Consider the following 23,373-nt stretch of genomic DNA (forward strand, 5'->3'; position numbering starts at 1 on the left):
ATGGACAGATCATTCGGCGCATGTCTGGCGCGTCACCCGGTCATCGCGACGCTGTACGGGGTGGAGCAGATCAATACCTTCGTGGGCAGCGCGGCCGAGATCGCGATCGTGGCCAATGTGGAACTGCGCAAGCTCGCGCCCGTGATCTCCACGCTGAATCGGGCGGGAAAGTTCGTCATCGTCAACATCGACAGCTGCGAGGGCCTGTCGCAAGACAAGGGCGGGGTCGAATACCTGGCGGACATCGGCGTGGCCAGTCTCGTTTCCACGCGCGTGGCCACGATCCAGCGCGCCAACCGGGCAGGCATGGTGACCATGCAGAAGGTGTTCGTGACGGACCGCTCCACCTGGCCGCGCAGCGTCAAGGCCCTTGAGCAGAGCGATCCCAACCTGGTCCAGCTGATGCCGGCGCCCATGCTCGCGCACATGGCGGCGCAGGATCTCAAAGCCTTGCCGCCCATCGTCGCATCGGGGTTTGTCTGCAACCAGGCCGATGTGGGCATTGCCATCAAGCATGGGGCGGTCGGCGTGTCCACCAGCGAACATGCGCTATGGAGCCTGGACCCGGGCCAGTTAAGGCGCTGACGCCTCAACGCCGCGACAGCCTCGCGTCCCGCAGGGCCCCGCGCATGTGATCGTGCGCGGGGCCTTGCGCCTTTTCGCTACGCCCGTTTGCGCGATGCCCGAATTCCTTGCGCAACGTTATCTTGGTTGCGGCAGCCATTGCCCGCCTTGCCGCGTACAAGGATTGTCAAGATTTGCATTGTTTTAACTTCCTGGCGCGCGCTTCAAGATACCGTTGGGCTTTCGTTTTCGAGGAGTGGAGATGTACTCGCTACCCAAGCGCTGCGGCGCGGAATTCTTTGGCACGTTCTGGCTGGTGCTGGGCGGGTGCGGGGCCGCGGTGCTGGCTGCCGGCTTTCCGCAGATGGGCATCGGCTTTGCAGGCGTGGCCCTGGCCTTCGGCCTGACCGTGCTGACCATGGCGTTCGCGGTGGGCCATATTTCGGGTGGGCACTTCAATCCGGCCGTCACCGTCGGCCTGGTGGCGGGCGGCCGCTTTCCCGCCCGGGAAATCCTGCCTTACGTCATTGCCCAGGTCCTGGGCGCCATCGCGGCGGCGGCGGTGCTGGCCTGCATCGCCAGCGGCAAGCTCGGGTTCGATCTGAAGGCCAGCCACTTCGCGGCCAATGGCTACGGCGCCTACTCCCCGGGCAAGTATTCGATGGTCTCCGCCCTGGTGACGGAACTGGTGCTGACCGCCGGCTTTCTCTTCGTGATCCTGGGCGCCACAAGCCGGCGGGCGCCGGCGGGATTCGCGGCGATCCCGATCGGGCTGGCGCTGACGCTCATCCATTTGATCAGCATCCCGGTCACGAACACGTCGGTCAATCCCGCCCGTTCGACGGGCCCCGCCGTGTTCGTGGGCGGCTGGGCGCTGGAGCAGTTGTGGCTGTTCTGGCTCGCCCCGATCGCGGGAGCAGTCATCGGCGCCATCGCTTACCGGCTGGTCAGCGATCCTTCAGCGGAACGCGCGTAGCGCGATCAGGTCGCCTCATCCAGTTGCGCCAGTTGGGCATCCTCGGGAAAGCCCAGTGTCCGATACCGGATGGGATAGTAGTTTTCCGGCGCAAGCAGGGGTTCAAGCAGATGCGCGGCTTGCTCCCAGGACACCACCCGGACTTCGCCGATGTCGTCGGCGGCGTCGGGGCGGACCAGCGCCAGGCGGTCTACCCTGGGCAGCGAGGTATCCACGCCGCGTGTCCATGACGCCAGCGAAAACGAGGTGCCAGGGTCTTCGTTCTGCGTGAAGAGGTTGTAGCTGGCCACGAAGATGTCCTTGCCCTGTTCTTCGTGGATGTGGTCCAGGGCCTCTTTCTGCGCATCGTATTCGGACTTGGCCAGCACGCGGGCCAGGTGCGCCAACCGGTGCGCCAGCGCGGCGTCGCGCGGCTGGTAGCGCGACGCCGTCTTGTCTTCGTAGTGGTACATGTGCGGCGAGATCATCCGGCCATGCTGGATGGCCAGGTGGCACAGCTCCACCATTTTCAAGAGGCCCTCGTCGTCGTTGTCGCCGGCGACCAGCAGCGCATCGCGCGTAGGCATCATGAATACGGGCCGGCCCCGCACGGGAACTCTTTCCAGCATGTCCGGCAGCAAGGCGCGGCTGATGTCGTAGCCGTCGGCCCACGCGCCGCCGTAGACACCCGTTGCCAGTTCAGCGAAGTTGTCGGGCTCGTCGCGCAGATTGTCCATGGCGATGGCCAGCGCCTGGTCGAATGTCAGTTTCCAGGCCGCCTCGGGACCGTTCGTCAGTGTGGAGATGGCGTCCGGATGATCCAGCGCGAGCAGCACCGCGCAATCGTCTCCGAACGGCAGGTACGACGGATGGTGGGCGTCGTCGTTGCCCTCTGCCCGGATGTGATGCAGCCGCACGTCCTCGATGGCGCTGCGGTTGCGGATGATGGCGCGCAGCAGCGGCCGGACCTCGGACGCCTGTTGCGGCGTGCCTTGCGTGCTGCTGGCCAGCGCGCAGACATACCGCTGCAGGGCGCGCTCCCGTTCGGCGCCTTTGTTGCCGCAGTAGGCGTGATAGGCGTTGTGCAGATTGAAGAACGATCCTTCAGCCAACAGCAGCCGGAACTCGTCGGCCTTGTACTGCAGTTCAGCGTCAAAACCCTGCTGGCGCGCCGCGTTGACAAACAGCTTGGCAAACTGGTCCTGCGTAGGCTTGCGCCGGAAAAAAGAATCGAAAAAACCCATGTTGGCTCAGCCTGTTGGATCAAATGCCGGATGGCGCGGCGGACCGGGCCGCGACGGGACATTGTGGCCAGTCATCGCCGGTGCGTCCAGCGATAACGCTCGCGCGCCCGCGCGGGGGGATAATGGGGCCGAGTCGCTCGCTCTTGTTCCTGGCCGTCGGCCCGGACGGGCGCTCAACGAAGAACCCGACCGCGAACGAGGCCTTCCATGAGTGGATTCTCCATTGCCATCAACCTCTTTCTCGCCATGCTTCTGGGCGCTGCCGTCGGTGTGGAGCGGCAATGGAGGCAGAACTACGCCGGGGTCGTGACGCACGCACTGGTCTCCCTGGGAGCGGCCGCCTATACCTCCTTGCCCGCGTTGCTGGACGCCGGCAGCGACATGCGCCTGGGCAGCCAGGTGGTGACGGGCATCGGTTTCCTGGGCGCCGGCCTGATCATGCGGGACGGGCTGACCATACGCGGGCTGAGCGCCGCAGCCACCATCTGGGCCACTGGCGCAGTCGGCGTCCTGTCGGGCTACGGCTTTCTCGCGGGCGCGTCGGCCGTGACAGGGCTGATCCTGGTTACCAACGTCCTGCTGCGGCGGGGCGCCAGTCTGGTGGACCGCTACGTGCCGGAAGCGGCAACGGAGGAGCGCTACTACAACATCGCGCTGACCTGCGCGTCGGTGGACGAAGCCCTCATGCGGGCCGAGCTGCTCAACGCGCTGGGCAAGCACAGCCTGCGTCTGCGCGGCGTGGAAAGCCAGCTGCGCGACGGCGGGCGTTCCGAGGTCCATGCGGTGGTCTATACAACGCATCAGGAAGACGAGCGCGTGGAGAAACTGGTGGGCAGCCTGAGCCTGCTGCCGCAGACATTTTCCGCGAGCTGGACCTCCGATACGGGAAACGCCTGATGCCTTCCGTAGCAGGGCGCAGCGGTCGGGACGCCGCCAGCGGGATGAGGCGCTGGAGGCCGGGAAAGCGGCACAGGGGGTGAAATCCTGGGTGGGCAGGTTGTACATTACGCACTATCCCCTGCCTTATTTCTACAGGATGCACCCATCATGACCGCCCCAGAAGTCGCTATTTCCTCCTCGATCAGCTGCGCGAACGATCGGCCCTTCGTGCTGTTCGGCGGCATCAACGTGCTGGAATCCAGGGATCTCGCGCTGCGCGCCTGCGAGGAATACCAGCGCGTGACCCGCAAGCTGGGCATTCCCTACGTCTTCAAGGCGTCGTTCGACAAAGCCAACCGCTCCTCCATCCACTCCTATCGCGGCCCGGGCCTGGAAGAGGGGATGAAGATCTTCGAGGCGGTCAAGGACCAGTTCGGCGTCCCCGTCATCACCGACGTGCATGAACCCTGGCAGGCCGCCCCGGTGGCCGAAGTGGCCGACATCCTGCAACTGCCGGCATTCCTGGCGCGCCAGACGGACCTGGTGGTGGCGCTGGCGCGGACGCAGCGCGTCGTGAACATCAAGAAGCCCCAGTTCCTCAGCCCGGGCCAGATGCTGAACATCGTCGAGAAGTTCACCGAGGCCGGCAACGACAAGCTGATCCTGTGCGACCGGGGCACCAGTTTCGGCTACGACAACCTGGTCGTGGACATGCTGGGCTTTGGCGTGATGAAGAAGGTGAGCGGCAATCGCCCGCTGATCTTCGACGTGACGCACGCCCTGCAACAGCGTTCGTCGCTGGACGCCGCGTCCGGCGGCCGCCGCGAGCAGGTCGCCGAGCTGGCGCGCGCCGGCATGGCGGTCGGCCTGGCGGGCCTGTTCCTGGAAGCCCACCCCGATCCCAAGAACGCGAAATGCGATGGCCCCAGCGCCTTGCCGCTGGACAAGCTCGAACCCTTCCTGACGCAGCTCAAGAGGCTGGATGACCTGGTGAAGTCCTTTGCTCCCATCGACATCGAACCCTGACCTTGGCCGTCATCCCCGATACGCCAAGTTGTTATACGATCCAGGCCACGCTTTAGGGAGGCCTGGATGTCTTTGTATGTGATCGTCGCCGTTCGAAAAGAACCCGTCAGCGGGCACGTCGCCTATGTGCGCTGGGGCCAGGCCGTGCGCGGCGTACCCGGCTGGGTCACCGAGCCCATGACGGCGGCGGCCTCCGAGGTCATCGATCTCATCAAGGACGGCGCGGAAGTCGAGACCGCGATCAGCGTGGATGGCCTGACCGTGGCCTCGCGCGCGGTGCGCGTGCTGGTCGACGATGACGGACGCGAGCATCTTGCATCCGTGCCCGTGCCCAGCTCCACCCTGCATACGCTGTTCGACCTGCCCGAGTTCTAGCCGGGCCGGGCGGGCTCCTGGCGGCGGCCTTGCGCGAAGCTGCGCAGGGCGTCGCCCGCCAGGCGGTAGCGCACCCACTCGTCCTGCGGCAGCGCGCCGATGGATTCATAGAAGTCGATGGCGGGCTTGTTCCAGTCCAGCACGCTCCATTCCAGCCGTCCGCAGCCGTTTTCCACCGCTTCCTGCGCGAGGCGGCGCAGCAGATCGCGGCCCGCGCCGATTCCGCGCTGTTCGGGCGTGACGTACAAATCCTCCAGATAGATGCCGTTCCTGCCCAGCCACGTGGAGTAGCTGTAGAAGTAGACGGCGTAGCCGATGGCCTTGCCGTCCAGCAGGCACATCAGCGCCTTGGCGGGCGCACCCTCCGCGAAGAGGGTCCGCTTGACGTCGGCGGCGCTGGCGATCACCTCGTGCGCGGCGCGCTCGTAGACGGCGAGCTCGGTGATGAACGCATGGATCTGGGCCGCATCCGAAGGGGCGGCGGGGCGGATTTCGATGTTCACTGGGGCTTCCTGTTTGTTGGGATGGCTATCCTACCTGCTAATTGCCGCCCCCGCAGGCCCCATACGGGGAATCCCCCTCTTGCGCGGCGGACGGAGTGGCGTGATTCTTCAAAGGGACTGCGCCCGCCAGGGCGCACACCAAGAGGACATCCTCTATGCCTGAGCCTGGCCCTGCCGCCGGTGAAGCGCCCTCCGCAACTCGTCGCGGGCGCCGGCTTTCCTGGATCTGGCTGGTGCCGATCATCGCGGCGCTGGGCGGACTGCTGCTGGTGCTGCGGGTCTGGATGGATGCCGGCCCGACGGCCACGATCAGCTTTCAGACGGCCGAAGGGCTGGAGGCCGGCAAGACCCAGGTGCGCTACAAGGAGGTCAATGTCGGCATCGTCGAGCGGGTGGCCCTGAACCCAGACCGCACCGGCGTCGTGGCGACAGTGCGCATCGACAAGGAAGCGGGCAGCCTGCTGCAGGAGGGCACCATGTTCTGGGTGGTCCGCCCGCGCCTGACGCTGAGCGGCGTGTCCGGGCTGAGCACCTTGCTTTCCGGCGCCTACATAGGCCTGGACCCGGCTGGGCCGAACGCCAAGAACGGGCATGCCGGGCCCACCAAATTCTCCTTCACCGGGCTGGAGGTGCCGCCCGAAGTGGCGCAGGACCGTCCCGGCAAGCGCTTTACCCTGAATGCCCACGACCTGGGGTCGCTGGATATCGGGTCGCCCGTCTACTACCGGCGCATCGCCGTGGGCCAGGTGGTGGGCTATCAGCTGGACAGCAGCGGCAAGGGCGTCAATGTGCAGGTGTTTGTCGATGCGCCCAACGACGCCTACGTCAACGAGGGCACGCGCTTCTGGAATGCCAGCGGCGTCGATTTCACCGTGGACGCGCGCGGCCTCCAGGTGCATTCCCAGTCGCTGCTGTCGGTGATCGTGGGCGGGGTGGCCTTCGATTCGGTCGAGGCGCGCGAGCATGCCGCCGCCAAGGCCGATGCGGCCTTTGTCATCTACCCCTCCGAAGAGGCCGCCCGCGCGCGGCCCGACGGCACGCCCTTGCGCATCCGCATGCGGTTCGACCAGTCGGTCCGGGGCCTGGTGGTCGGCGCTCCCATCGATACCTTTGGCGCCACGATCGGGCAGGTGGATTCCATCGGGCTGGAACTGGACCGCACGACCAACCAGTTCTACGCGGTGGTCGGCGCCACCCTGTATCCCGAGCGCCTGGGCGCCAAGACCTTCGGAGACATCACGGAATTCTCGGGGCCCTCGTTGGAGCACCCCTCGGGCAAGTTGATGGCGGCCATGATCGAGCGCGGCCTGCGGGCGCAATTGCGCATCGGCAATGTGCTGACCGGCCAGTTGTACGTCGCGATGGTGGTGTTTCCGGATGCCAAGCCGGCGACGTTCAAGATGGAGGACGCGCCGTTCATTCCGACGGTGCCGAACAATCTCGACCATCTGCAGCAACAGATCAACAGCATCCTGGCCAAGCTCGACAGGGTGCCTTTCGATGGGCTCGGGACCGAGCTGACCAATGTGCTGCGCGGCGCCTCAAGCCTGGTCAGGCGGCTGGATACGCAGCTTGCGCCCGAGGCGGTGGCCATGTTGCGGCAAGCCGGCAAGTCCCTGGCCGCGGTGGGGGGATTGCTCAACCCCGACGCCGGGCTTCCGGTCAATACGGGGATGGCGCTGCAGGAGCTGGCGCGAACGGCGCGGTCGCTGCGCGAATTGGCGGACTACCTGCAGACCCATCCGGATTCGCTGCTGCGGGGGCGCGCCCCGGACTCGGTGCGCGAGCGCACGCAGGTGCGCTAGGGTGCGAATTTCGGCGCCAATGGTAGATTTTCCACCGCCGGTCGGATGGATCAGGCGGAAATGCGGGATTCCTGGACGGCGGGGAGGCAGGTACGGTAATTGCTGTTGAACCTGTTGGCGGGATTGCCGTTGCCTGTGTCATGGCATGGCGCCCGTTGGGGGATTCAGCATGGATCATAGTGAAATGATGGTGCGCATGATCTCGCAGCCCGTTGCGCCGGACAAGTTTGACGGTTGGGATGGCGTGCTTTCCGCCTTGGCGGACTGCTTGTTGCAGGTGCAGGGAAAGCTGTCGGAAGCCGATGTGAAGCAGTTCCTGGACGTCGGAGCCCTGGTCTACCGCACCTGTTGCCAGGACGAGGCCCGGCAGCGCTGGACGGCCGAGGAAATGGCTTCCTATCACCGCAAGCGCCAGCTTGGCGCGTAGGGCGGGCGTTCGCGCCCGCGGCGTTCAGTACAGGCACTGCCGCAGCGCGAACTTCCTGCCGAAGGCGTGGACCTCGTCGCCGTCCACGGATGCAGCTACATCCCAGCGGTCGCCGCGAGTGATCAGGATCGACTGGCTGGAGAAGGCGTGACGCAAGGCAAACTGCCAGAACGCGGCTTCGGAACCCTCCGGCGCCAGGTCATGCGGCCCGATCCGAAGCCGGACAGGCCGGGGCGTTGCGCCTAGCGTCCATCGCAAGGCAATCGCCAGGAACGCGAAACGCCCAGACAACGATGCGGGCTGGATGCACAGGACTCGGATCTTGTCGCTCATGGCCGTAACCCTATTCAGGTGGAGCCAGCGTAGCAAAGACCCTTGCGGCCTTCCATACCGCGTTTGGTCGATCCCGTGCGCGCCTTGGATCAGGGGGAAAGCTATTTCAAAGTAGTTTTTATCCGGGCCTGGCGACGCGCCCGAGCAGGAGCAACGCGAGGGCCGGGGCCAGCGCGAACGCCCCGAACAGCCACTGCGCCGCATGCTGCGCGCCGGCCACGCCGCCGGGATTGGCCAGCCCGGCGCTGTTGGTGATGATGCCGGCCAGCGCCGCCGTCAGCGCCGTGCCGTAGAGCTGCACCGTGGTGATGGATGAGGATGTCAGCGTCTCTTCGCCCCGGGGCGCGGCGTTGAAGATCTTGGTCAGCAGATGGGGCCACCCCAGGCCGATGCCGAATCCGACCCCCGCCAGCGCGACGACGTACACCGCCAGTCCGGCAGGGCTGTCCAGCAGCCCCGCTCGCGGCGTCAGGATGGCCAGCGCGATCAGCGCGGCCAGGATCACCGCCGGGCTCGACCGCACCATGAAATCGGCGTCGGCGCCGCTGCGCGTCGAGCTGGGCATGGCGGCCAGCGTCCACCCCGCCGCCATGGCCGCCGTCATGTAGCCGGCGCCCAGGGGCGTCATGCCATGGATGACCTGCAGGAAGTACGGCACGAAGATCTCGGTGGTGATGGCGGCAACCACCAGGCACATCATCGCGTACAGCGCGCCCAGCGGCGCGCGGATCGAATAGGCGCCGGTAGGCAGCAGCCGCTTGGCGGCCCGCGTATCCACCACGCCGATCAGCGCCGCGAGCGCCAAGCCCGCGGCGATGCCGGCAAGGTTCCAGCCGATTGCCGTGGACAGGCTGGCCAGCGTGATGGCCAGCACGGACGCCACCAGCAGGCCCAGCGTGGTCCAGGGCAGGGCGATGGGCGGAGCCGGGCGGGCGGAGGCTTTCCCGCCCACTTTGAAGGCCACGATCAAGGCCAGCGCCGCCGCCGCAGGCAGCAAGGCCCAGAATGCCAGCCGCCACTGGCCGGCCTGCGCGAAGACGCCGCCGATGGCGGGTCCGCAAAGGGTGGCGACGCCCCACATGCCGGACACCAGCGCCATGGCCCGCGACCACAGCGGGGCCTCGAACACCAGGCGGATGAGCGCATAGCTGAGCGCAAAGAGAATCCCGCCGCCCAGGCCCTGGATGCTGCGTCCGGCCAGCAGCAGCGGCATGGACGGCGCCAGCGCGCAGACGATGGTCCCCGCGGTGAATATCGCGACGGCCAGCAGATAGGCGGCGCGCGGCCCCAGCGCCGCGATCAGTTTGGCCGACAGCGCCGACCCGACGATGGACGTGACCACGAACAATGTGGTGTTCCAGGCGTAGTACTCCAGCCCGCCAATATCCTTGATGACGCTGGGCAGGATCGTCGTGACGATATAGACATTGATCGCGTGCAGCGCAACGCCGCCCGCCAGCGCAATCGAGCGCAACGCATTGGCGCCGTGCAGCAGGTCTGCCCAGGATGCGCTTGAAACATTGGCCGTGCCGGAACTCACGCTGACCCCCGATAGGTATTGTTATTTAAACAAGTTAATTGTTGGATAATAGGCGCGATGCGCAGGAACCGCAATCCCGCCGCTCGGGCCGATCAGGCGGCCGTATCGCCTGAACCCCGCAGCAGACCGCGCAGCAGCAGATCCAGCGCCTGCAAGGCGTGCGCCAGCCGCGGGCCCTCGTCGCCTTCCTCGGCGATCCAGAAAGCGCTTTCCACCAGGCTCCCGTTGATCAGCCGGGCCAGGGCCAGCGGGTCCGCCGCCTCGACCACGCGTTCGTCCATCAGCCGCTGCAGCAGCGCGCTCAGCGAAGCGATGCACTGCTGCGCCGCGGCCGGCGCGGGCGCCAGCACCGCCCGCGCGTCCTGCAATACGATGCGGCGGATCTCCGGTTCGACGGCCATTTCCAGATAGGCCCGGCAGCGATCGCGAAACGCGGTCCAGGCGTCGGGGGCCCGAAGGGACACGGCGCGCAGCCGCTCGTCCATCTCGCCGTCGATCTGTTCGACGACGGCGGCGAGCAGTCCTTTCTTGTCTCCGAAATGGTGATACAGCGCCCCACGCGTCAGTCCCGCCGCGGCAGTGAAATCGTCCATCGACGTGGCCGCATAGCCCGCCTGCCGGAAGGCCTGCCGGGCGGTCGCAAGCAGCTTTGCGCGGGTGGCTTCAATCATCTCGGCGCGGGATCGCGACATTCGGCTCTCCAGGACATACGTTGCGTAGGTAAATTGACATACGCAATGTATGTGAATACGATCTCGCTGTCTACCCGCATTCAAAGGACCCCGGTGTCGAATCCGTATCGCGAGTTGTTCCAGGCGCCCGGCGCCGCCGGCTTTGTGCTGGCCGGCGCCATCGCGCGGCTGCCCTTGCCGATGATAGGCATCGGCATCATCACGATGCTGTCCCAGGTGCGCGGGGCATATACCCTGGCGGGCGCGGTCGCCGCCACGTTCGCGCTGGCCACGGCCTTGCTGGCCCCCCGCATCTCGCGCCTGGTGGACCGCCACGGGCAGGGCAAGGTGCTGCCCCTCGCCGCGGGCGTCTGCGTCATGGCGCTGATCGGCCTGTCGGCAAGCGTGCACTGGAATGCGCCGGACTGGGCCTTGTTCGTTTTCGCGGCGTTGTCGGGCAGCCTGCCCAGCATGCCCGCCATGATCCGGGCGCGCTGGACGGAGATCTTCCGGGACCGCCCCGAATTACGCACCGCCTACGCCCTGGAGTCGGTGGCGGACGAGCTGAGCTTTATTGTCGGGCCGCCCTTGGCGGTGGGTCTGAGCGTGGCGCTGTTCCCGCAGGCGGGGCCGCTTGCCGCCGCGCTGCTGCTGGCCGTCGGAGTCGCCGCGTTCGTCATGCAGCGGGCCACGGCGCCGGCGGTGCAGTTCCGGGAGACCGGGCGCCAGGCGTCCGTGCTGCGCATGCCCCGGATGCGTCCGCTGCTGGCCATGATGTCGGCGATGGGCGTGATCGTCGGGACCATCGATGTGCTGAGCGTGGCGTTCGCGAGGCAGCAGGGCATGCCGGCCGGCGCAAGCCTTGTGTTGTCCGCCTACGCCCTGGGATCCTGCGTGGCGGGCTTGGTGTTCGGCGTGCTGAAGTTCCAGATGCCGCTTGCCCGCATGCTCGCGATCGCGGCCGCCGTGACGGCGTTCACGACCGTGCCCTTGCTGCTGGTGAATGATCTGCTCAGCTTGTCGCTGGGCGTGCTGCTGGCCGGCCTGTCCTTTGCGCCGACGATGATCATTGCGATGGCTTTGGTGGAAAGCAGCGTGCCGGGCAACCGGCTGACGGAAGGGCTTACCTGGCTGGTGACGGGCCTGGGCGCGGGCGTGGCGGCCGGGGCGGCGCTGGCGGGTTGGGTGGTCGACCACCACGGCGTCAGCGCGGGTTTCTGGACCGCCGTGGGCGCAGGCGCGGTCGTCCTGCTGGTGGCGGCGCCGGGCGCGCGCGGCGGGGCGGTCGAACCCGTCCGCGCATGAACCTCGATTGCTAGAATGAGCGCCAGGCGAGCCGCCGGCCGCCAGGAGAAAAACATGTCCAGAACCGTCGTCAATCCCGATACCGTATTCAACTCCGTGCAGTACGGATTCAGCCAGGCCGTGATCGTGACGGGACAGCGCCGCATGCTGTTGTCCGGCCAGGTCGGCGTGGACGCCGGCGAGCGCACCGTGGGCCCGGGCCTGCAAGTGCAGACCGAAGCCGCGCTGGACAACATCGAACGCGTGCTCGCCGCCGCCGGCGGCACGCTGGCGCAGGTCATCATGCTGCGCATCTATATCTGCGACACCGTCCGGGAAGAGCAGGAGGTGGTCGCCCAGGCGCTGCGCGACCGCTTCAAGATCGACCCGCCGCCTTCGTCGTGGATCATCGTCAGCGGTTTGTCCCTGCCGGAATGGCTGATCGAGATCGAAGCCGAAGCGATGCTGGACTGAATGCCCTGCTGCGCGCTACGGCGCGTCGCGCCAGGGCGGCGTGGCGAAGGCGGCGCGCAGGTAGGCCAGAAAGCCCGCGGTGCGGGCGGACAGCTCCTGCCGCGATTTCACTAGCGCCACCACATTGGCTTCCGGCAGGCTCCAGCCCGCCAGCAAGGGCACCAGCGCGCGCGCCCGCGTGTGCTCGGCGACGTCCCATTCCGAACGAGCGACGATGCCATGGCCGGCCAAGGCCCATTCCAGGGCGGCCGCGCCCGTATTGCTGGAGAGCACGGGCGCTATGCGCACCCCCACCGCCGGGCCCCGGCCGCGCTTGAAACGCCACAAGGTCACGTCCTCTTCATTCTCGCGCAAGGCGATGCAGTCATGGTCGCGCAAGTCTTCCGGCTTGGCGGGCGCCCCCCGGCGCGCCAGGTAGGCGGGCGACGCGCACAGGATCCGCCGGTTGGGCGCCAGCGGATAAGCCACCAGCGAGGAATCGCGCAGTTCGCCGATATGGACCATGACATCCCAGTTGTCGGACGCGAGGCGGGGAGGGCCGTCCGACAGCGTCAGGCTGGCCGTGACGTCTTCGCTGTTCTTGCGAAACTCCGCCACCAGCCCCGCCACGTAGCGCTGGCCGAAGCCCAGCGGCGCGACGACGCGCAGGTGCCCGGCCACCACGCCGCGCCGTCCCGCCAGTTCGTCGGCAAGATCGATGAGTTCGCCGCAGATCTGTCCGGCGCGCATGGCCAGCAGCCGGCCCTCGTCGGTCAGCGCCGTGCCGCGGCCCGACCTGTTTACGAGCCGGACGCCGAGGCGCTTTTCCAGCGCATGCAGCCGCTGCGTGACCGCCGGCGGCGTCACGTCCAGGGCGCGGGCCGCCTGCGCCAGGGAGCTGGTCGCGGCAAGGCTCAGGAAAAAGCGCAGGTCGTCGGTGGTGATCATTCAGTTCGTGCTTAATCGAAAATTAAGATTCTATTAAACACGCATGAGCCCTTGCGCGCCATACTCCGTTCATATGGGAGCCGGGCTGGCTCGGCTTCCCGCCGATAATCCCCATAGAGGCCGTCATGACACTTGCCCCCGCACCGTCCACGCTGGACACCCTGGAAACGCCCTGCCTGCTGCTGGACGAGACGCGCATGGCGCGCAATATCGATCGCCTGAACACGCTGATGGCAGGCCACGGCGTGCAACTGCGTCCCCATCTGAAGACGCCCAAGTCCATCGAGGTGGCGCGCCGGCTCATGTCGACGCCCCAGGGGCCCGCCGCGGTGTCGACGTTGCAGGAAGCGGAGCAATTCGCGGCCGCGGGCGTCACCGACCTGCTTTACGCGGTAGGCGTGTCTCCCGCCAAGCTGGATCGCGTGCTGGCGCTGCGCGGGCGCGGCGTGGACCTGACGGTGGTGGTCGACAGCATCGAGGCGGCGCGGGCGGTGTCCGCGCGGGCCAGGACGGCGGGCGACGCCATCCCGGCCTTGATCGAAATCGATTGCGACGGCCACCGCGCCGGGGTGCAGCCCGGCAACACCGAGCATCTGCTGGCGATCGCCCGGGTGCTGCATGAGGACGGCGCCTGCCTGCGGGGCGTCATGACGCATGCGGGCGAGTCCTACGGTTGCCGCAGCGTCGAGGCGATCGCGGACATGGCCGAGCAGGAGCGCTGGGCCGCCGTGAGCTGCGCACAGGCAATCCGCGATGCGGGCCTGCCGTGTCCGGTGGTCAGCGTGGGATCCACCCCCACCGCCCACTTCGCGCGCAGCCTTGAAGGCGTGACCGAAGTCCGCGCGGGCGTTTATGTATTTTTCGATCTGGTGATGGCCGGGCTGGGCGTATGCAGCGTGGATGACATCGCAGCTACCGTATTGACGACCGTGATCGGCCATCAGCCCGACAAAGGCTGGATCCTGGTTGACGCCGGATGGATGGCCATGTCGCGCGACCGGGGCACCGCCAAGCAGGCGGTGGACCAGCTGTACGGCCTGGTCTGCGATGCGGACGGCAAGGTCTATCCCGACCTGCTGCTCGCCGAAACCAACCAGGAGCAGGGCATCGTCAAGCTGCGCGCCGGCAGCAGCGCTGTCCTGCCCGACTTGCCCATCGGCGCCAAATTGCGGATCGTGCCCAATCATGCCTGCGCAACCTGCGCCCAGCATGACGCGTACGAAGTCGTGCGCCCCGGCGAGACCGGGGTCGTGGCGCACTGGGAACGCTTTCGCGGCTGGTAGGCCGTAAGCCGAGCAAGGAGTCAGAGATGGAAATGATCCACACGCCCAAGGCGACGCCGCCCGCCGGCCATTACTCGCAGGCGGTGCGCGCAAACGGTTTTGTGTTTGTCTCGGGGCAGTTGGGCTTTCTGCCGCCCGCGGAGCCCGGCGCGCGGCCGGTCCTGGCCTCGGGCGCGTCCGCCCAGACCCGTGAGGCGCTGCGCAGCGTGCGGGCGATCCTGGAGGCGGCCGGCTCGTCGCTGGCCGCGGTGGTCAGCGTCACCGTGTACATCCCGGACGTCGGCCTTTGGGATGAGGTCAATCGGGTTTACGAAGAGGGTTTTGGCGACCATCGCCCGGCGCGCGCGATCGTGCCCACCCGCGAACTGCACTACGGCGCGCTGGTGGAGATCAGCGTCATCGCCGCGGCCTGAACGCCGCCTTTCGGGGCGCGTGATGGGCGCGCCCGCGCCCATCGGTGGACGTTACATTGAGACGAATAAATACAAATTTTCGGCGTTTTACGTAACGTTCACTTTCTTTTTCATTCTTTTTTAGACGTAAATCACTCGCGTCCGCTCGGCTATCCGGGCGCCTTTCGCTCGCGAGCCCTGGGCGCAATGAACGCCCCTTTTCGCGTATCTCTCCGATTTCACACAGATTTCTGCCCGGCTAGCGCCGAAACAGCAGGCAACAAAGGGGTCATATCGACGGCTGAGGTTCCACTTCTAATTCGTACAATTTGAAATTGTATTTTGTACAGAATGTAGAAAACTGTGAGCCAACGAGGACGCCGCATGACCTTCAAACAGCCTCTCCCCACGGCACGGCCCATCCCAGCCTTGCCGTCGTCAAAGCGCATTGCGGCTGCTGCATTGGCAGCCGCGTGTCTTGCCCCTTGGGTAGGGGTGGCTTCCGCCCCGCTCACGCCCGCCGAGCGGGCCGCGCAACGGGCAGCCCAGCAGGCCGCGCAGCAGGCGGCGCTGGAGGCCCAGCGGCGGGCGCAGGCCGAATACAGGGCGGAGGTCCAGGCTCGCGGCGCCAATGCCGTGGCAATGGGCCAGACTGCGTCGATCCTGCTGCTGAACACCGAGCTTGGCACCGTGGGCCAGCGCCAGGGTGAATTGCGCAACCTGTCGGGCAAAGGCGGCCTTTGGGTGCGCGGCGCGGGCAGCAGCTACAAGGTGGAGACGGCGAACGCAAGCGAGTTCGACCAGGACGCCAGCGCCATTGCTGTCGGCGGCGATTACGTCTGGACCGCGACCACGGCCAAGGTCTACCTCGGCGCCTTCGTGGGACTGTCGCAGTCCGAGCAGGACGCCGAACATGGCACGCGCGGAAAGATCAACAGCCGCTACGCCGGCATCTATCTGTCGTATGTCGACGACAACGGCCTGTATGTCGACGTGGTCAACAAGGTCGGCAGGATCGACCAGGACGTGCGGTTCGATCTGCCCTTGGATCGCGGCGCCTACACCGACGGCGCATCCCACACGACTTACAGCGGCAGCGTGGAGCTCGGCTACCACTGGCGCCTTGCGGACCAGTGGTTTGTCGAACCCCAGCTGCAAGGCATCTACAGCCGCAGCAGCCAGACGTCGATCGAAGGGCGGGCCGGCCTGCGCGCCGGGCGCGACATCAGCCTGTCCGGCGGCGGCACGCTGCAGCCCTACGCCAGGGTGTCGTACCTGAAGCAGTTCTCGAATGACGACACGGTGGGATTCGGCAACACCACCTACGACGTGGCGCTCCCGGGAAATCGCTGGCAGATGGGCGGCGGCGTAGCGGTCGAATCCGGACGCCATCGGGCATTCGTGGACCTGCAGTATGGGCATGGCGCGAGCGTCAGCCAGGAAGTCACCGCGAACATCGGCTACAGCTTCCGCTTCTGATTCCGGGGCGGACGGACGGTGGACGGGCGCCGCCTATAATGCGGGCGCCTCAACGCCCACGGGGGAGACCGTCCACATGCAATACGAGTATCTGTTCTGGTCCATGGCCGCCATGGTGGCCGTCGCGCTGGCGGGCGGTTCGCTGTGCGGCCGCCTGCGCTCCGTCAAGCACGTCCTGATGGGCGTCGTGGCGCTGGCGGCGGCCGTCTTCGTGGCGGTAATGCTGTTGTCGCGCCATGGCGGCTTTAGCGACCTGTCGGCGATGCTGTCGATCGCCGCCTTCATGTTCAGCCTGGTGATCGGCGCCGCGGCATCGCTGCTCACGCGGCGCATATTGCAGCGCCGCTGAGCCGGGCGCCGCGGCTCATTCTTCGGCGTCGAACTCCTCGTCCTCTTCGTCATCCTCATCCTGTTCCAGGGCGTCGTAGCCTTTCCAGGTGATGCGCCAGCGCGTCGCGCCCGCGGTCGCCGCTGTTTCGCTGATCTGCTTGACCAGGCCGGCGTCCGACAGCAGGTCCAGGTGATGCGCAATCAGCTGCAAGCCTTGCTCCTCGGGATGAGGGGCCAGGGCGGCGTTCTTGATGTCGTGCGTGCTCAGGTTGGGGCCCGGCGCGTCGCGCAGGGCGCCCAGGATCGTGACGACCAGATCGAAATCGCGTTGCATGATGTCCACCATGTTGGGATAGAAAAGAACACGCCGACGATAGCAGAGTTCCGCGGCTGCGAAGCGACAGGCGCCGCTGCCGGGTTACAGTCCAGGGTTCTCGACAACCGACACACACAGAGACTATGAAGAAACCCGCAGAACGAGATTGCCTCGCGGTGATCCCCGGCTATACGGGCCAGGCCGCCAAGCTCTTTCTATCGCGTGGCGAAGACGAACGCATCAATGGCGTGACCGTGTTCGACCTGCTGGGCCACGTCAAGCAGCAGGGCGACGCCGAGGCCGCCGCCGCCTGGGTGGGCGAATGGCTCGCCCAGGAAGCCGGCAACCGCAGGGCGCGGCGCACCCAGCTCCAGGCGCAGATGTTCATTTGCAAGCTGGCCGGCGACGAGAAGGAAACCTTCCTTGGCGCCCAGAAGCCGCTCATCCGCGTGCTGGCCGAAGCAGGGGTGCGCAGCCGTAGCGTCGCGGCGACGTCCGGGGCCGCCCGGCAGTCCCTTGGTCCGAATGTCAGGAAGCATTAGCCTAAGGCTGTTATAGTCGCGCCTGGGCGTGCGTGTGCACCTACACGGTGCGTGCCCGGGCGGGCTTGGCCCGCAGATCAAGGAAGATGGAACATGGAAATAATCAGTCGGCAGGTTGCCGACGTAGCGGGCGGCGTTGAGCTGCACACCACGCTGGATGGCGAGAGCATCAGCGCCTATGTCGTAGTGGGCGTCACTGATCTCAATGCGATCGCAGACATCGTGCCGCGCGAGAAAGTCGAAGCAGGGGCGGATATACACGCCGCAAATGTCGACAATGTTGATAATGCGCAAGAACAGATCGACCAGGTCCTGGAAAATATGAATCCCGGCGACGTGGCGGTTTTCCTTTGCTCGGGTCCCGATGCTTTCGGCGCGGCGCTCGATCTGTTGGGCTTACCTATCGACGAGTAAGCCTGGCGGCAAACCAAAGTGCCATCCAAACGGCGTATTGCAGGTAGTACGCGTTTAGGCGGCATTTATATAAGCCTTGATTGTTTTTTTATGATGCGTGGGTGTAAACACCTATGCAGGACTTCGTTTTGCCTATGAAAACGTGTGTCTTTTTTGCGCAGTTTCTCTTTGTTGCATTATTGGCACGTATTTTTTAGGATTATGTTGACTTGTGAGGGGAACATAACGATAGTGTCGGCACACGATCACAAGCGTTGCGATTTTCGTTCAGTGCCGTGCCTTTTCCGGCTCAGCGTTATTGTTCTACTGTCCCCTCCTTGATTGATTCGTGACCTCCGGGCATTTGCCCATTATCTCTAGGAAATACAGTATGGAAACCGGCGTCGTTAAGTGGTTCAATTCGGAAAAAGGCTATGGCTTCATCACCCCGGAAGCGGGTGGTAAGGATCTGTTCGCTCACTTCTCCGAAATTCAGGGCTCGGGCTTCAAGTCTCTGGAAGAGAACCAGCGCGTCAGCTTTGTGACGGCCAATGGCCCCAAGGGCCCGCAAGCCACGAAGATTCAGGTCCTGTAAGGCTCTGATTTTTCGGAAAAAGCCCCCTCGTGGGGCTTTTTTTGTTTTTGGGCGCGGTATTCTTCGGCTGTTCCCGCCGTTGCGGCGCCCCTGGCGCCGGCGGCCTCATTCAGCCCCAGGACCTGCCGTCGCCATGACCCATTCTTCCCTCACGCTTCTCTCCACGCAGCCGCAGGACGTTGTCGCGTTTTGGCTTGAAGCGGGTCCGCAGCAGTGGTTCAGCAAAAGCGCGGCCTTCGACGCCACGTTTCGCGAGCGCTTCGAAGACGCCCACACGGCCGCCGCGGCGCGCCAGCTGGATGCGTGGCTGGACGATGCCACGGGCGCCCTGGCGCTGGTGATCCTGCTGGACCAGTTTCCCCGCAACGCGTATCGCGGCACCGCGCACATGTTCGCGACCGACCCCCTGGCCCTGTATTTTTCCGAACGCGCCATTGCGGCGGGGCACGACCTTGCCGTTGATGCCCGGCTGCGCCAGTTCTTCTATCTGCCGTTCGAGCACGCAGAGAGCCTGGCGGCGCAGAATCGGGGCGTGACCTTGATGGAGCTCCTGGATGCCGAATCCTTGCGCTGGGCGGTCCTGCATCGCGACATCATCAAGCGGTTCGGGCGCTTTCCGCATCGCAATGCGGCGCTGGGCAGGCAGACGACGCAGGCCGAACGGGAATTCCTCGAATCAGGCGGATTCTCGGGCTAAGGCCGCTGCGCGGCGCGGCCCTTCTTCGCGAGCCACATCGCGCTGCGTATCTGCCTGTATCCGAGCGTCGCAAGTTGAAAATATCCAGGCGGGAGCGCCGCCTGGCGCCTTGCTGAAGGCGTGGCTCGGGGCGCGCCACACCGTGTCGGCCTTTCGCATATTTGACGTTTTTCGGGGTTCGCCAATACACTGGGTTTAGCGAGATTCTCAAGCGACGCGGTCTGCGTTTCTCTTGGTCGCCGTCAGTGGTGCTGCGGTTGCTTTCCTCTCCCATCCTTGATGATCTGGCGCCCCGCGAGCAATCGCTTTTTCTAGGTTCAAGGACATTCCATGGCAACCGGCATCGTCAAGTGGTTCAACGCCGAAAAAGGGTATGGCTTCATCATGCCCGACGACGGCAGCAAGGATCTTTTCGCCCACTACTCAGAAATTCGTAGCGAAGGCTATAAGTCGCTACAGGAAAACCAGCGCGTCACCTTCGAGGTCGGAACCGGCCCCAAGGGCCCCAGCGCCAAGAACATCAAGGTCGCGGCCTGAGTTCTTTCGGGTAGCGCGCTCCGGGTCTTCCCCGGCGTTCCGCCCATAAAAAAGCCCCCACACGCAAAGTGTGGGGGCTTTTTTTGTCTTTCGGGGCTAGTGCTTGCTGGTCGCGGGCGAGGACAGTTTGTCGACAAGCGCGATCCCCAGCGCCGACAGGATGAACAGGGCATGGATGATGGTCTGCCACATGACGCCCGCTTCGGTGAAGCGCGCGTTCGGCGTGCCGAGGGTGCCGGCTTCGATGAATGTGCGAAGCAGGTGGATCGACGAGATCCCGATGATGGCCATCGCCAGCTTCACCTTGAGTATGCTCGCGTTCACGTGGCTGAGCCACTCTGGCTGATCCGGGTGGTTCTGCAGGCGCAGGCGGGACACGAAGGTCTCGTAGCCGCCCACGATCACCATGACCAGCAGGTTCGAGATCATGACCACGTCGATCAGGCCCAGCACCAGCAGCATGATCTCCATCTCGCCGAAGCTGTTGGCATGCGTCAGCAGATGCCAGAGCTCCTTCAGGAAAAGCAGGACGTACACGCCTTGCGCGACGATCAGGCCCAGGTAGAGCGGCAGCTGCAGCCAGCGGGAACTGAAGATCAGGTTGGGGAGCAGGCCCAGGCGGGGAGGGGGATTGGGGATCATTGTGGGTGCGAGCCGTTTGTTGTTTGCAAGAAAAAGTGCGGCGGCAATTTTATCAATGCCGCCGGGCAAGCGGCACCTGTTTTTGATGACAGGGATTATTCACGCACGGCGTCTAGCATGGCCGGCCGGGGCGCGCTGGCCTTTTGTGTAAGTGAAATTCGCATTTGCGAAACTCTGTGCCGAAACGCTTCGAGAGCTTTTGCCGTATATAGAATTGCCGCCTCCCTCGCATAGATCCAGTCAATAGGAGTTTGTTCTCATGAAGATCCGCTACACCGTCGCTGCGCTGGCCGTTGCGCTCGCCCCTTACTCCGCCGCCCAGGCCCTGGACATCGGAGGCCTGGTGGGAGCCGGCAGCAAGGTGGTCCAGGCTGCAACGCTGAGCGATGCCGAGATCAAGACTCTGTCGGACAAGGCGTGCGCGCAAAGCGACTCGCAGGAAAAGATCGCCGCTCCCGGCAGCAAGTACGATGCGCGCCTGCAAAAGATCGCCAAGTCGCTGGGCGGCACGGTCAATGGCCAGAAGGCGAACTACAAGGTATACATCACCAAGGACGTCAACGCCTGGGCCATGGCAAACGGCTGCATCCGCGTCTACAGCGGCCTGATGGACATGATGACGGACGACGAGGTGCTGGGCGTGGTGGGCCATGAAATCGGCCACGTGGCGCTGGGGCACACCAAGAAAGCGATGCAGACGGCCTACACGGTCTCGGCAGCGCGCGACGCCGCCGGCGCGGCGGGCGGCTCGACGGTGGCCGCGCTGAATTCCTCGCAGCTGGGCGACCTGACCGAGAAGTTCATCAACGCGCAATTCTCGCAATCGCAGGAAAGCGCCGCGGATGATTATTCGTTCGATCAACTGCAGGCCAAGAAGCTCAATACCCGTGGCCTGGTGACCGCATTCCAGAAGCTGGCCGAGCTGGATGGCGGCAAGAGCGATATGATGAGCTCGCACCCGTCCTCGGCCAAGCGCGCTCAACACATCGAAGACCGCATCGCCAAGGCCAAATAAGGCCTCGGAAAGGCGTTTACCCTCCCTTTTCGGGCGGAAAACGGGGCGCGAGCATCCGGGCAAATCCGGAGCTCGCGCCCCTTTGCGTCAGGGTTCCGGAAGTTTCCGGTAAAATGGCGCGTTTATCCGCCCGTAATCTCATCTCTCGGAAAATAGGTCTTTTAATGCAGCCTGTGGTTGAAACCCTCTCCGGCCTGGAGCGCCGTGTTGATCTGGCCGTCTCGGTGGCCGACGTCGAAAAGGAAGTCCAGGCGCAATTGAAGCGCGTGGCTCGCACCGCCAAGGTCCCCGGCTTCCGCCCGGGTAAAGCTCCGCTCGCCATGCTCGAGCGCAGCCATGGCCCCAGCATCCGCTACGACGTGATCAATAGCCAAGTTGGCCGTGCCTTCGAACAAGCTGTCGACGGCGCCAAGCTGCGCGTCGCTGGCGCCCCGAACCTCGAACCCAAGACCGAAGGCGTCACCGACGACACGCTGGCGTTCACCGCCACGTTCGAGGTCTATCCTGAAGTCGCCGTGCCGGATCTGTCGACCCTGGCCGTCACCCGCTATGAAACCGCCGTCACCGACGCCGAAGTGCAGCAAACGCTGGACGTCCTGCGCAAGCAGCGCGCCACGTTCGAAGCCCGCGAAGGCCGCGCCTCTGCAGACGGCGACCGCGTCACGCTGGACTTCGCCGGCACCATCGACGGCGTGCCGTTCGAAGGCGGCAAGGCCGAAGATTTCCCGTTCGTGCTCGGCCAAGGCCGCATGTTGCCGGAATTCGAAGAAGCTGCCCGCGGCCTGAAGGCTGGCGAGTCCAAGGTCTTCGAACTCAAGTTCCCCGATGACTACCAAGGCGTGGAAGTCGCCGGCAAGACCGCCGAATTCACCATCACCGTCAAGGAAGTGGCTGAAGGCGTCCTGCCCGAGCTGAACAGCGAATTTGCCAAGTCCCTCGGCCAGGCCGAAGGCGACGTCGAAAAGCTGAAGGCCGACATCCGCAGCAACATCGAACGCGAAGTCAAGGTGCGCTCGCAAGGCCGCACCAAGTCCAGCGTCATGGATGCCCTGGTCGAAGCCGGCAAGTTCGACGTGCCGAAGTCGCTGGTCGACAACGACGTGCAAGGCCGTGTCGCCGCTGCCCGCGAAGAGCTCAAGCAGCGCGGCATCCCGAACGCCGAGTCCGTGCCGATCCCGGCTGAAGCCTTCTCGACCGAATCCGAGCGCCGTGTCCGTCTGGGCCTGCTGGTGTCGGAACTGGTCAAGCAAGCCCAACTGCAAGCCAAGCCCGAGCAAGTTCGCGCGCGCATTGAAGAATTCGCCGAAAACTACGAACAACCCGCTCAGGTTGTCAGCTATTACCTGGCTGACCGCCAGCGTCGTGCTGAAATCGAGGCTATCGTGCTGGAAGACAACGTCGTCGCGCACGTGTTGGAAAAGGCCAAGGTCACCGAAGAGTCGGTGCCTTTCGATCAGTTGATGGGGATGGCGTAACACTATGCAGAGATTCACCGATTTCTATGCGGCAATGAATGGCGGGTCTTCGGTGACCCCCACCGGCCTGGGCTACATTCCCATGGTGATCGAGCAGTCGGGGCGCGGCGAGCGCGCCTACGACATCTATTCGCGTCTGCTCCGCGAACGGCTCATTTTCCTGGTGGGTCCGGTGAACGACGCCACGGCCAACCTGGTCGTGGCTCAGTTGCTGTTCCTGGAATCGGAGAATCCTGACAAGGACATTTCCCTGTACATCAACTCGCCCGGCGGGTCGGTGTATGCGGGCATGGCCATCTTTGACACCATGCAGTTCGTCAAGCCGGACGTTTCCACCCTGTGCACGGGCCTCGCGGCCAGCATGGGGGCGTTCCTGCTGGCGGCAGGCAAGAAGGGCAAGCGTTTCACCTTGCCCAACTCGCGCATCATGATTCACCAGCCGTCCGGCGGCGCCCAAGGGCAGGCCTCCGACATCCAGATCCAGGCTCGCGAGATCCTGGACCTGCGCGAGCGGCTGAACCGCATCCTGGCCGAGAACACCGGCCAGACGATGGAGCGCATCGAGCTGGACACGGAACGTGACAACTTCATGTCGGCCGAAGATGCGGTATCGTATGGACTGGTGGACAAGGTGATGCACTCCCGTTCGGAAGGCTGACTTCCCGGTTGA

The 23,373-nt window shown here is 65.1% G+C and carries 29 protein-coding genes; 21 read left to right on the forward strand and 8 right to left on the reverse strand.

The annotated features are described in order from the left end of the window. Both ACFWP0_RS12430 and aqpZ read left to right on the forward strand, forming a co-directional pair. Positions 1-585, forward strand: coding sequence for a glycerol-3-phosphate responsive antiterminator (locus tag ACFWP0_RS12430; RefSeq protein ID WP_377842383.1), 585 nt, complete (start codon positions 1-3; stop codon positions 583-585). 241 nt (positions 586-826) lie between these two features. After that, the gene (gene aqpZ, locus ACFWP0_RS12435; RefSeq protein WP_377842385.1) at positions 827-1,540 is read left to right on the forward strand and encodes an aquaporin Z; all 714 of its coding nucleotides are present in this window, start codon (positions 827-829) and stop codon (positions 1,538-1,540) included. 5 nt (positions 1,541-1,545) lie between these two features. Here aqpZ and ACFWP0_RS12440 read toward each other — a convergent pair whose 3' ends face one another. Continuing rightward, positions 1,546-2,763: a hypothetical protein gene (locus tag ACFWP0_RS12440; protein ID WP_377842387.1), complete on the reverse strand. Its 1,218-nt coding sequence runs from the start codon at positions 2,761-2,763 to the stop codon at positions 1,546-1,548. 207 nt (positions 2,764-2,970) lie between these two features. Between ACFWP0_RS12440 and ACFWP0_RS12445 the strand changes: the two genes are divergently transcribed. The 3 genes from ACFWP0_RS12445 (at position 2,971) to ACFWP0_RS12455 (ending at position 5,043) form a co-directional block, all read left to right on the forward strand. Continuing rightward, positions 2,971-3,660, forward strand: coding sequence for an MgtC/SapB family protein (locus ACFWP0_RS12445; protein ID WP_377842388.1), 690 nt, complete (start codon positions 2,971-2,973; stop codon positions 3,658-3,660). 150 nt (positions 3,661-3,810) lie between these two features. After that, the gene (gene kdsA / locus ACFWP0_RS12450; RefSeq protein ID WP_377842390.1) at positions 3,811-4,668 is read left to right on the forward strand and encodes a 3-deoxy-8-phosphooctulonate synthase; all 858 of its coding nucleotides are present in this window, start codon (positions 3,811-3,813) and stop codon (positions 4,666-4,668) included. A gap of 66 nt (positions 4,669-4,734) precedes the next feature. After that, a complete protein-coding gene (locus ACFWP0_RS12455) occupies positions 4,735-5,043 on the forward strand; it encodes a carbohydrate isomerase (protein WP_377842391.1) in 309 nt (102 codons plus the stop codon). On the opposite strand, the gene ACFWP0_RS12460 is transcribed toward ACFWP0_RS12455, so the two are convergent. After that, positions 5,040-5,546: a GNAT family N-acetyltransferase gene (locus ACFWP0_RS12460; RefSeq protein ID WP_377842393.1), complete on the reverse strand. Its 507-nt coding sequence runs from the start codon at positions 5,544-5,546 to the stop codon at positions 5,040-5,042. The two genes, ACFWP0_RS12455 and ACFWP0_RS12460, sit on opposite strands and share 4 nt — an antisense overlap. Positions 5,547-5,701: 155 nt before the next feature. On the opposite strand from ACFWP0_RS12460, the gene ACFWP0_RS12465 reads away from it, so the two are divergent. Both ACFWP0_RS12465 and ACFWP0_RS12470 read left to right on the forward strand, forming a co-directional pair. Further along, a complete protein-coding gene (locus ACFWP0_RS12465) occupies positions 5,702-7,351 on the forward strand; it encodes an intermembrane transport protein PqiB (RefSeq protein ID WP_377842394.1) in 1,650 nt (549 codons plus the stop codon). A 169-nt stretch (positions 7,352-7,520) separates the two neighbouring features. Further along, positions 7,521-7,778: a hypothetical protein gene (locus ACFWP0_RS12470; RefSeq protein ID WP_377842396.1), complete on the forward strand. Its 258-nt coding sequence runs from the start codon at positions 7,521-7,523 to the stop codon at positions 7,776-7,778. A 24-nt stretch (positions 7,779-7,802) separates the two neighbouring features. Here the strand turns inward: ACFWP0_RS12470 and ACFWP0_RS12475 are convergent, their stop codons facing one another. The 3 genes from ACFWP0_RS12475 to ACFWP0_RS12485 all read right to left on the reverse strand — a co-directional run bounded on the left by ACFWP0_RS12475 (position 7,803) and on the right by ACFWP0_RS12485 (position 10,343). Beyond that, on the reverse strand, positions 7,803-8,111 hold the full coding sequence (locus ACFWP0_RS12475) for a hypothetical protein (protein WP_377842397.1): 309 nt from the start codon (positions 8,109-8,111) through the stop codon (positions 7,803-7,805). Between the two features lie 118 nt (positions 8,112-8,229). After that, a complete protein-coding gene (locus ACFWP0_RS12480) occupies positions 8,230-9,651 on the reverse strand; it encodes an MFS transporter (protein WP_377842398.1) in 1,422 nt (473 codons plus the stop codon). A gap of 92 nt (positions 9,652-9,743) precedes the next feature. Continuing rightward, positions 9,744-10,343 carry a TetR/AcrR family transcriptional regulator gene (locus ACFWP0_RS12485; RefSeq protein ID WP_377842399.1) on the reverse strand — a complete coding sequence of 200 codons (600 nt, stop codon included), beginning with the start codon at positions 10,341-10,343 and terminating at the stop codon, positions 9,744-9,746. 93 nt (positions 10,344-10,436) lie between these two features. On the opposite strand from ACFWP0_RS12485, the gene ACFWP0_RS12490 reads away from it, so the two are divergent. Beyond that, the gene (locus tag ACFWP0_RS12490) at positions 10,437-11,627 is read left to right on the forward strand and encodes an MFS transporter (RefSeq protein ID WP_377842400.1); all 1,191 of its coding nucleotides are present in this window, start codon (positions 10,437-10,439) and stop codon (positions 11,625-11,627) included. A 54-nt stretch (positions 11,628-11,681) separates the two neighbouring features. Then, a complete protein-coding gene (locus ACFWP0_RS12495; RefSeq protein ID WP_377842402.1) occupies positions 11,682-12,080 on the forward strand; it encodes a RidA family protein in 399 nt (132 codons plus the stop codon). Between the two features lie 15 nt (positions 12,081-12,095). On the opposite strand, the gene ACFWP0_RS12500 is transcribed toward ACFWP0_RS12495, so the two are convergent. Then, positions 12,096-13,007, reverse strand: coding sequence for a LysR family transcriptional regulator (locus tag ACFWP0_RS12500; protein ID WP_377842403.1), 912 nt, complete (start codon positions 13,005-13,007; stop codon positions 12,096-12,098). A 125-nt stretch (positions 13,008-13,132) separates the two neighbouring features. On the opposite strand from ACFWP0_RS12500, the gene ACFWP0_RS12505 reads away from it, so the two are divergent. The 4 genes from ACFWP0_RS12505 to ACFWP0_RS12520 all read left to right on the forward strand — a co-directional run bounded on the left by ACFWP0_RS12505 (position 13,133) and on the right by ACFWP0_RS12520 (position 16,510). Beyond that, positions 13,133-14,290, forward strand: coding sequence for a DSD1 family PLP-dependent enzyme (locus ACFWP0_RS12505; protein WP_377842404.1), 1,158 nt, complete (start codon positions 13,133-13,135; stop codon positions 14,288-14,290). A 26-nt stretch (positions 14,291-14,316) separates the two neighbouring features. Then, complete coding sequence (locus ACFWP0_RS12510; protein WP_377842406.1) at positions 14,317-14,703, forward strand: RidA family protein; 387 nt, start codon at positions 14,317-14,319, stop codon at positions 14,701-14,703. 474 nt (positions 14,704-15,177) lie between these two features. Beyond that, positions 15,178-16,161: an autotransporter outer membrane beta-barrel domain-containing protein gene (locus ACFWP0_RS12515; protein WP_377842407.1), complete on the forward strand. Its 984-nt coding sequence runs from the start codon at positions 15,178-15,180 to the stop codon at positions 16,159-16,161. 76 nt (positions 16,162-16,237) lie between these two features. Beyond that, positions 16,238-16,510: a hypothetical protein gene (locus ACFWP0_RS12520; protein WP_377842409.1), complete on the forward strand. Its 273-nt coding sequence runs from the start codon at positions 16,238-16,240 to the stop codon at positions 16,508-16,510. A 15-nt stretch (positions 16,511-16,525) separates the two neighbouring features. Here ACFWP0_RS12520 and ACFWP0_RS12525 read toward each other — a convergent pair whose 3' ends face one another. Then, on the reverse strand, positions 16,526-16,825 hold the full coding sequence (locus ACFWP0_RS12525; protein WP_057283231.1) for a DUF2513 domain-containing protein: 300 nt from the start codon (positions 16,823-16,825) through the stop codon (positions 16,526-16,528). 125 nt (positions 16,826-16,950) lie between these two features. On the opposite strand from ACFWP0_RS12525, the gene ACFWP0_RS12530 reads away from it, so the two are divergent. The 5 genes from ACFWP0_RS12530 to ACFWP0_RS12550 all read left to right on the forward strand — a co-directional run bounded on the left by ACFWP0_RS12530 (position 16,951) and on the right by ACFWP0_RS12550 (position 19,571). Next, entirely contained in the window at positions 16,951-17,349 is a 399-nt protein-coding gene (locus tag ACFWP0_RS12530) for a hypothetical protein (protein WP_377842410.1), read from the forward strand. A 93-nt stretch (positions 17,350-17,442) separates the two neighbouring features. Next, positions 17,443-17,763 carry a hypothetical protein gene (locus tag ACFWP0_RS12535; protein WP_377842412.1) on the forward strand — a complete coding sequence of 107 codons (321 nt, stop codon included), beginning with the start codon at positions 17,443-17,445 and terminating at the stop codon, positions 17,761-17,763. 370 nt (positions 17,764-18,133) lie between these two features. Beyond that, entirely contained in the window at positions 18,134-18,337 is a 204-nt protein-coding gene (locus ACFWP0_RS12540; RefSeq protein WP_006220190.1) for a cold-shock protein, read from the forward strand. A 133-nt stretch (positions 18,338-18,470) separates the two neighbouring features. Beyond that, positions 18,471-19,034 carry a DUF924 family protein gene (locus ACFWP0_RS12545; protein WP_377842413.1) on the forward strand — a complete coding sequence of 188 codons (564 nt, stop codon included), beginning with the start codon at positions 18,471-18,473 and terminating at the stop codon, positions 19,032-19,034. Between the two features lie 330 nt (positions 19,035-19,364). Continuing rightward, positions 19,365-19,571, forward strand: a complete 207-nt coding sequence (locus ACFWP0_RS12550) for a cold-shock protein (protein ID WP_006225311.1) — start codon at positions 19,365-19,367, stop codon at positions 19,569-19,571. Between the two features lie 96 nt (positions 19,572-19,667). On the opposite strand, the gene ACFWP0_RS12555 is transcribed toward ACFWP0_RS12550, so the two are convergent. Continuing rightward, positions 19,668-20,213, reverse strand: a complete 546-nt coding sequence (locus tag ACFWP0_RS12555) for a TIGR00645 family protein (RefSeq protein ID WP_377842414.1) — start codon at positions 20,211-20,213, stop codon at positions 19,668-19,670. A gap of 259 nt (positions 20,214-20,472) precedes the next feature. Between ACFWP0_RS12555 and ACFWP0_RS12560 the strand changes: the two genes are divergently transcribed. The 3 genes from ACFWP0_RS12560 (at position 20,473) to clpP (ending at position 23,361) form a co-directional block, all read left to right on the forward strand. After that, positions 20,473-21,228 (forward strand): M48 family metalloprotease, encoded by a 756-nt coding sequence (locus ACFWP0_RS12560; protein WP_377842415.1) that lies wholly within the window; start codon positions 20,473-20,475, stop codon positions 21,226-21,228. Positions 21,229-21,392: 164 nt separating this feature from the next. Beyond that, entirely contained in the window at positions 21,393-22,703 is a 1,311-nt protein-coding gene (gene tig / locus ACFWP0_RS12565; protein WP_377842417.1) for a trigger factor, read from the forward strand. Positions 22,704-22,707: 4 nt separating this feature from the next. Next, complete coding sequence (gene clpP / locus ACFWP0_RS12570) at positions 22,708-23,361, forward strand: ATP-dependent Clp endopeptidase proteolytic subunit ClpP (RefSeq protein ID WP_377842418.1); 654 nt, start codon at positions 22,708-22,710, stop codon at positions 23,359-23,361. The last annotated feature ends 12 nt before the right edge of the window (positions 23,362-23,373 follow it).

The organism is Achromobacter sp. NPDC058515, from assembly GCF_042721735.1.
Lineage (GTDB): Bacteria > Pseudomonadota > Gammaproteobacteria > Burkholderiales > Burkholderiaceae_B > Achromobacter.